Origin of the sequence: Thalassolituus sp. UBA2009 (assembly GCF_002335285.1) — a bacterium.
In the GTDB taxonomy this organism is placed as follows: domain Bacteria; phylum Pseudomonadota; class Gammaproteobacteria; order Pseudomonadales; family Oceanobacteraceae; genus Venatoribacter; species Venatoribacter alkanivorans.
The window spans coordinates 1-6,762 of record NZ_DDCJ01000066.1 but is presented as its reverse complement, the minus strand read 5'-3'; the positions used below and the strand labels follow the sequence as shown (position 1 = coordinate 6,762).

At 51.1% G+C, this 6,762-nt stretch carries 6 protein-coding genes; 3 read left to right on the top strand and 3 right to left on the bottom strand.

Going from position 1 to position 6,762, the window contains the following annotated elements; genetic code table 11:
- Nucleotides 1-500: 500 nt before the first annotated feature.
- Both B3P58_RS07655 and B3P58_RS07650 read right to left on the bottom strand, forming a co-directional pair.
- On the bottom strand, nt 501-1,559 hold the full coding sequence (locus B3P58_RS07655; protein ID WP_286716788.1) for an isopenicillin N synthase family dioxygenase: 1,059 nt from the start codon (nt 1,557-1,559) through the stop codon (nt 501-503).
- Between the two features lie 137 nt (nt 1,560-1,696).
- Entirely contained in the window at nt 1,697-2,743 is a 1,047-nt protein-coding gene (locus tag B3P58_RS07650) for an ABC transporter substrate-binding protein (RefSeq protein ID WP_286716787.1), read from the bottom strand.
- A gap of 668 nt (nt 2,744-3,411) precedes the next feature.
- Here B3P58_RS07650 and B3P58_RS07645 point away from each other — a divergent pair.
- The 3 genes from B3P58_RS07645 (at nt 3,412) to B3P58_RS07635 (ending at nt 6,449) form a co-directional block, all read left to right on the top strand.
- Nucleotides 3,412-4,818, top strand: a complete 1,407-nt coding sequence (locus B3P58_RS07645; RefSeq protein ID WP_286716786.1) for an amidohydrolase family protein — start codon at nt 3,412-3,414, stop codon at nt 4,816-4,818.
- A 129-nt stretch (nt 4,819-4,947) separates the two neighbouring features.
- Entirely contained in the window at nt 4,948-5,532 is a 585-nt protein-coding gene (locus tag B3P58_RS07640; RefSeq protein ID WP_286716785.1) for a class I SAM-dependent DNA methyltransferase, read from the top strand.
- A gap of 194 nt (nt 5,533-5,726) precedes the next feature.
- Nucleotides 5,727-6,449 (top strand): hypothetical protein, encoded by a 723-nt coding sequence (locus B3P58_RS07635; RefSeq protein WP_145466565.1) that lies wholly within the window; start codon nt 5,727-5,729, stop codon nt 6,447-6,449.
- Nucleotides 6,450-6,451: 2 nt separating this feature from the next.
- Here the strand turns inward: B3P58_RS07635 and B3P58_RS07630 are convergent.
- A partial coding sequence (locus B3P58_RS07630) for a hypothetical protein (RefSeq protein ID WP_286716784.1) occupies nt 6,452-6,762 on the bottom strand: 311 nt, incomplete at its 5' end.

Below are 6,762 nucleotides of genomic sequence, written 5' to 3'. Positions count from 1 at the left end.
CCTCCGCCACAACATCCATTTATACAGGGCCGGTCACACGTTGCTGCTGTTATTGATTTCTGGTGCAGCAAGGCGCGACCAGTCCCTCGTTGTTTTTTATACAGTAAAGACGTTAAGCCGAAATAAGCTCAATAAGACAAAATACGCTGCAGGCTGATATTTCGCCCGGATTAATAACCATTGGCGCTAAATAAGGCTTGGTTATCTGGATTCATTCTATGACGTTTCCGGCCAACTTATTAAGCCGGAGAAAAACCTGAGTAAAATCATCGGATTAATATACAGACTGGATAGTAAAGAAAGTAAAGATCAGGAATAAAACTGAAGGTGGCGAAAGAATCAGAAGAGATATAAGAGAATTTATCAATCCAAAAAATTATATAGAATCCTGTCATAACCGACATGCAGAGCGCCTGATTTATGACAAGTCTATTAAGAACGACATTCCGTAAACAGGTATCCGGCCACTCAACGGCCGGATATTTTACAGCGGCAGAAGGTTATTTCTGCGCTTCAGCAGCCTGAACGGCAGCAAAGTTGGCGTTAATGCGCTGCAGCAGATAGTCACGGGCGGAAATCGCTTCGTACTTTTTCTCCGGCCCCTGGATCATTACATCCTTATTGGCCTGACAGAAAAACGCCATGCTGTAACGCGGCCCACGGGCTTCATCGGGTTTCGGCATACGCACCCGGTGCAGGGTTGATTTCAGCTTGTCATCACTCCAGCGCATCAGCATATCGCCGATATTACAGGTAATGATGTCATCCTGTGGAATCACGCTGGTCCATTCCTGATTCTGCAGCGCTTCTTTGCCCGGACAAACCTGCAGACCGCCCTGCCCGGTTTTCTGAAAGACCATGGTCAGGCAGTCAAAATCGGTATGGGCACCGGCACGCCAGATACCGGCCTCGGCAACTGCCCCCTCAGCCAGCGGTAAATAATGCAGCAGCCGCAACGTGCTCTGATATTCGGCCGAGTCACGGCGGTGGGCCTGAGTAAAAAAGTCCTGAGCAAATCCCAGTTTCTCGGCAAAGCAGGATAAAATCTGCATACCCAGCTGCCAGGAGCGCTGTTCAAAATCAAGAATCACCCGCTGAAATTCAGGCACCAGCATCTGATCCGGCCACAGATTATCCATATGTGGCAGCGTTACCTGATACGACTCCTTCTGATCGGCGGTGCCGGTCGATGGGCGTACCTGCGCCATAAATTCCCAGCCGGCATTCAGGCCTTCTTTTAACGGAAAGCGGGATTTTTCTTCTGCACTTAACGCAAAAAACTGCTCCGACAGCGCAAAGGCTTCGCGCACTTTTTCAACATCGATACCGTGATTAATCAGCTGAAAAAAACCCGTATCCGTTGCTGCCAGCCATAGCTCTTCACGAATTTCAGCACGGCGGATTTCAAAATCAGTTAAATCAATGAGCGGAATGGTGCGTTCATTATTCTCCAGCCCCATACCACCGATGGTACGTTCAAAATTCAGTTCCTGAAGACCATAACGGCTGTCAGTTGTCGTGATTGTATTGCTGGTTGAATTATTGATTACGTTATTCATATCTGATTCTCCAGAGTCAGTTAACTGCAGCAGACGGCGGAATATTCCGCTGTCTGCGCAGAGACCATGGAGCAATGCCGGGACAGCATGAGCAAAGAGCTTGCTGTCCTGCTGCTTATACTCCAGATTAAAATTGTTTATTCAGCGCTGCTGAGGCTGGTTTCCGGTATAAAGTCCCGCTTAATTGCCTGCTCAGGATCAAAGCTGTTGATATCCAGCCCCTGTGCTTTGGCCGTCCAGCTCCAGGTTGTTGCCAGCCGTTCGGTATCAAACTGCCCGAGCCCGGCCTTCTTGCTGGCAGCGTTATAGACCAGACCATTGATCGAGCGGATGGTTGCTTCCGCCACCACGGCATCCACTTCTGGCACTGCAGCCTTAACCGCAGCCGCACTTTCTGCCGGATGTTTAAAGGTAAAATCAATGGCCTTGGCATAGGCTTTTATAAAGCGCTTAGCAACATCCGGACGCTCCTGTAAAAAGCGCTCGGAGGCAATCAGGGCGGTGGAATAAAATTCCAGCCCAGCGTCGTACCAGGGCAGTACATTCAGGGTTTTTCCAGCCTCTTTTGCCTGAGCTTTATAGACTTCGGCATCGGTAATCCAGGAAATCACCACATCGGTGTTACCGGTCAGCAGCATCGGATTCAGCGCTCCCGGATCAGCCTTCAGTAACTTGATGGAAGTTTCATCCACCTTATTAACATCCAGCAGCAGCGGCAGAAACACATTGGATGAGGTAAAAGGCGAAGTGGCTATTTTTTTACCGGCAACATCGGCGACGCTGTTAATACCGGAATCGCTGCGCACATAAAACGCATGTGGCGCTTCTGAAAATACCGAATAAACCGCCGACACCGGCACCTCTTCCGCCGCCTTTGCCTGCAATAAAGCCACCAGATCCGACAGACCAATATCCGCATTGCCGGTTGCCAGCTTGGTAATGGCATCGTGGGAGCCACGCCCCTGAGCCACCTTAACTTCCAGCCCCTGTTCAGCAAAGAAGCCCTGCTGCAAACCAACATAGACCGGTGCTTTATCGCCACCCGGCAACCAGTCCAGCTGAAAGCTGACCTTATCTGCCGCCAGCGCTGTCATGCTGGTTAACGATAAAGCCAGCCCCAGCAGCGGCAACAGGCGCTGCCGTACAGACGGGGATTTAATGGGATTATTCACTGATTTTTTCATCGTTCACTCCTGAGTATGAGAGCAAACAGCCACTGCTGTTTGCCGGACCGATCAGGCAGTTATCGATGGAGAATAGGCAATGCAGGGGGCGAGCAGAAAAGAAAAGGCGTGATTATGCTGAGTATCTTCGGAATCGTTATTGGCTGAGTACAATTATCCGGACTTAACCTGCAGATTTTTTTATTACTACTGTCGTCATCACCACTGTCTTCACTGCGCCGGCAGCCCTGCGTCCGTCTTCGTCCACAGATAACTATCCGCCGTACAGTGAGCAATGACCCGTGGATTGACGTTGTCTTCAACCCCTGACTGCTTCTACTCAAAACATGTACAAAATATTTTTAGCAACCGTTGTGCCAACCGTCCTTATCGCGTGAATACTGAGGTTAAGCGCAAAGCCCGCGCCGGATTTGCACCAAAGACAGGCAACAAAAGACGGATGCTTTATTTATGCGCACGAAAACGGAACATTCTGATATAAAAAAATGGGAAGAAAAATCTCATAAAAAAAGTTGGAAAAGCACAGGGATTGCGATAATTTTAACCGGGTAATAAAACCATTTTGTTAAAAATTTAAAAAACGTTGCCGTAAAAGTTTCAAGAGTATAAGCGGTCAGGACAGGCATCAGCCTCCGGGACATTGCTCTTTGCAGTTTAAAGGAGCCCTAATGAATACCCTGATCCGTAATGCCCGCGCTATTTTCTTTGCGCCCGACTCATCCTCCCCGAATACAGCTCATACCGCTGCTGGCAATAAAAGCCAGCAGGCCGCAGGCGATATCCGTATCCGCGATGGCCTTATCTGTGAAATCGGCACACAGCTGCTGCCCGCAGATGACGAACAGATTATTGATGCCACCGGCTGTGTGGTCTGGCCGGGGCTGGTGAATACCCACCACCATCTGGCGCAGTCGGTTTTAAAAGGTGTGCCCGAAGGTTTAAATCAGGCATTAGGCGATTGGCTGGGGTCAGTGCCCTATCGTTTCTGGCCGAAAATTTCACCGCAATTAATGTATCACGCCGCGCGTCTCGGTCTTTATGAGTTGCTGCGCTCTGGCGCAACCACCTGTGCCGATCACCATTATCTGTACCATGCCGGTTCCAGCCCGGAAGTGGAAGACGCGGTATGGGCCGCGGCCGACGAGCTGGGAATACGTTTGGTGCTGTGCCGTGGCAGCGCCACCGTACAGGGCAGCCATAAAGGCATGCTTAAACACGGTATTCAGCCGGAAAATGTTGAGCTGGTGATGCAGCGGATGGAGCGCAGCTACCGGCAATATCATCAGGCCGGCGATAACGCCATGCGCCGCTTAGTTGTTGCTCCCACCAGCCTGGTACATTCCGCCACAGCCGATGATTTACGCACGCTGGCGGCCTGGGCACGGGAGCGGCAATTAAAACTGCACTCGCATTTACTGGAGGTCAGTTTCGACGATATTCAGGCGCAGGAAAAATATGGCCAGCGCGCCATCGATTACGCCGCCCGCTGCGACTGGTTAGGGAACGATGTGTGGTTCGCGCATCTGGTCAAAAGCGACGAATACACCATTCAGCAACTGGCCGCCAGCGGTACCGGCATTGCCCATTGCCCGACCTCCAACTGTCGTCTCGGCAGCGGTATTGCTCCGGCGCTGGCAATGGAGAATGCAGGAATGAACATCACCCTCGGCGTGGACGGCTCAGCATCGGCCGAATCCGGCTCTATGATTCAGGAGCTGAATCTCGCCTGGCTTTTACACCGCGCCGTTAACGGTGCCGATGCGACTCATGCCGAACAGATTATCCGCTGGGGCAGTCATAACGGTGCGCAATTATTAGGGCTGAATAACTGTGGCGATATTGCCGTCGGCAAAGCCGCCGATCTGGTGCTGTACGATATCGGCTCGCCGCGTTTTGCCGGGGTACACAGCGAAGTGATTGCACCACTGCTATGTGCCGAACCGGTGAGCGTAAAGTATTCGCTGATTAATGGCCGTGTAGTGGTCGATAACGGTCAGGTCTGCGGCCTTGATGAGGCCGAACTGGTCGCCGAAGTGCGCGCCGGTGTGGCCGATTTACTGCGCAGTGCGGGTTAACCGTTCTTGACTGCCTGGCTGCTCTTCAGGTTCCGCAGGGCAGCCTTTTAATAGGTGATTACTGACTTGTGAAAACTATCCGCACACCCTACCCTGCATTCATCTGATGCTTAACGCGGGAATAACAACATGAGCGAGTGGGATGCATATGCAGATCAATGGGATGACGATGAGCGTGTTATCCATTATTCGCAGCAGGCTTATCAGTCTCTTACTCAGGCAATAAACTGCGACGGCCTGACCATACTGGACTTCGGTTGTGGCACCGGCCGCTTAACCGAACTCCTGCATCCTCAGGCCAAACGTATTGTCGCCGTTGATTCTTCCGCAAAAATGATCGGCGTTCTCGCCGCTAAAAACCTGCCTAAAGCAGAACCTCTGGCCATCGACATGAACAGCGGCAACAGCCAGCCAATGCATAACGCGTTCGATCTGATTGTTGCATCGTCCGTCTGTGCTTTTCTGCCGGATTATCAGGCCAGTCTTGCACTGTTCAGGCAGCTGCTGAAACCACAGGGATACTTTGTGCAATGGGACTGGCAGAAAGAAGCCGGAGATCCGGCATCAGGATTTACTGCAGAAGAAATACAAGCCGCGTTCGATCAGTGTTTATTCAAAACCATCAGCCTGCAGCAGGCATTCACAATGCAACAGGGCGAAGATGAAGCGCCGGTTATTATGGGTATTGCACAAAAACGCGATCAGACAGGGTGATTCCTGTAACTGCTAGTTGCAGTAACCAGTATCTCGGCACCCCACCTTCAGATTATACTCAGCCACCTGAATATAATAATGACAAGCCATGATGGCGTATGACCGATCGGAAGGATAAACCGTTGAATACCGTAAAACTCCCTGTTGTATCTATTATGAAAGAAGCTTCACTTTTGCCATTCAAGCATTTCCCCATGCTGCTGAGAGCAGGGTTACCTTTGCTTATCGTTGCTGGTATTGCAGGCCTGCTCAGCCCTTATATGCCGCCGGAAAAAAATACCGCATTATTCATGATTACGGCTCTGTCTGTTGCTCTTATTATTCTGACCAGTCTTATCGCCGCGATTATCGGTTGTCACCGTATATTTTTGCTGGACAACAATGATGTGATGAACACCCGCTTTTTCCCGTTAAGCGGTCAGGAACCGTATTATATTGGCTGGGCTATTCTGATCGCACTCTGCTGTGCATTAGTCAACATGCCACTGTCGATCGTTCTCGCCCCGATCATGGGAACATTCGCAACGGCAGCGAAAGATTCCGCTAATACGATACCGTTAATGTTCATTATTTTTGCCGTTACGCAATTGCCTCTTTATTACCTTGCCTCACGCTGGTCACTGGCGTTACCTGCAGCAGCCGTTGGTTTGCGCGGCAAAGGGCTCAGCTGGGCCTGGCAATTATCGGCCGGAAACGGCTGGCGCCTGCTGCTGTTGACGGGCTTTCTGCCATTACTGATTAATCTGTCGCACACCTTGCTGCCCAGCTACGATTCTGTTGCTTATACTCTTTTGCAATTTGCACTCTGGTTGCTGCTCGGTGCAATTCAGGTGGGGTTGTTATCGCTGAGTTTTTCTTATTTGTATAAACATCGCGAAGCGCAGGTAGCCAGCACCGGCGACCCGGCTCTGCGCTGAATTTACAGAATGCCAGCCTGCGCGCGGATAAACTCAAGCTCCGGGCTTAAACGCACAATGGTATTAAATTGTGCACTGGTAATACTATCCATCGCGCCGCAATCGCAGGCCCAGAACCAGGACTGCTGGTAAACCTCATCCTCCAGCAGTGGCAGCAAGCCACGCTCGGCACGGGCCTGATCCAGCGGGTAAGGTCCACTGAACTGAAAACGGTAGGCCGCACGGGCAAAGGCCAGCGGCATATAATCGGCCCAACTCTCTGCGCTCTGTGAATTTAAGCCGGTTTTTGCCAGTAATTGCAGGCAGTGATCAC

Bases quoted from the DNA above. Each gene is read 5' to 3' on its own strand.
- B3P58_RS07655 (WP_286716788.1), bottom strand. From the start codon at position 1,559: ATGAATAACGTAATCAATAATTCAACCAGCAATACAATCACGACAACT.
- B3P58_RS07650 (WP_286716787.1), bottom strand. From the start codon at position 2,743: ATGAAAAAATCAGTGAATAATCCCATTAAATCCCCGTCTGTACGGCAG.
- B3P58_RS07645 (WP_286716786.1), top strand. From the start codon at position 3,412: ATGAATACCCTGATCCGTAATGCCCGCGCTATTTTCTTTGCGCCCGAC.
- B3P58_RS07640 (WP_286716785.1), top strand. From the start codon at position 4,948: ATGAGCGAGTGGGATGCATATGCAGATCAATGGGATGACGATGAGCGT.
- B3P58_RS07635 (WP_145466565.1), top strand. From the start codon at position 5,727: ATGCTGCTGAGAGCAGGGTTACCTTTGCTTATCGTTGCTGGTATTGCA.